The sequence below is a fragment of the Klebsiella sp. 2-CIP_Kleb. genome (assembly GCF_050378715.1).
Classification (GTDB): domain Bacteria; phylum Pseudomonadota; class Gammaproteobacteria; order Enterobacterales; family Enterobacteriaceae; genus Klebsiella; species Klebsiella quasipneumoniae.
The window spans coordinates 1-809 of sequence record NZ_JBNRLG010000029.1; the positions used below are offsets into that span (position 1 = coordinate 1).

The 809-nt window shown below is 62.2% G+C and carries 1 protein-coding gene; it reads right to left on the bottom strand.

Going from position 1 to position 809, the window contains the following annotated elements; all coding sequences use genetic code 11:
- Positions 1-809: carbohydrate porin (locus ACQUTP_RS25685; RefSeq protein ID WP_371349551.1), on the bottom strand; the 809-nt coding region annotated here is incomplete at both ends.

The window sequence follows — 809 nt, forward strand, 5'->3', positions numbered from 1 at the left end:
CCGCCCTGCCAGGCTTCGAGGCGCGCGTCGCTGTCCACCGCCTTCGAGTCAAAGCCGTAGTTGGCGTACACCTCGACGTCGATCGGCCCGGCCTTGATGTTGTGGGTTTTGGTGGTCAGCGCGTAGTGGCCGTTGTCGCCGGTGTCGGAGCTGCCGGTACAGGTGATGCGCGACGGGTTGGTCTCGTCGGCCATCACTTCCGGACTACAGGATTTCACCTGCGACACCGCCGCCACGTCGAACTGCACGCCGCCGATATCAAAGTTCTTCACCCCGGCGCCCTGGCCGTCGTGGTTCATCCAGAAGTAGTCGTTGATCCCCTGCTGCGGACGCTGGTGGAAGTCGCGGCCGGCCCAGATATAGGCGTTGGGGTTGGAGTCGAGGACGTTGGTGACGCCGACGTAGGCCTTCTTCAGGTTAACCTCGTCGCTCCAGTGGTCGAACATCACGTTAAGATCCCAGATAGCCCCCTGCGCGCTTTTGAAGGCCTTGCTGATCTGGAATTCGCCGCCGTTGCTTTCGTTGCCCAGGCGGCCGATCGCCGAGGCGCCGTTATAGGAGCCGTCGACGCCGACATATTTCTGGTCGCCGGTCTGGAAGTGGGCGCCATAGCGGGCGTAGCCGCTGAACTTGAGGCCGAACGGAATGGCCATATCCGGCGAGGCGGCGGTGGTCTGCGGGTTGGTGATCACGTCGACCTTTTTGTCGGCCGCGGCGTCGATTTTCGCCTGGCGTTCGGCCAGCGCTTTATCAACGGCTTTGGCGACGATGGCGTCGATCTGTTCCTGAGTAAATTCTTGCGCCATTAC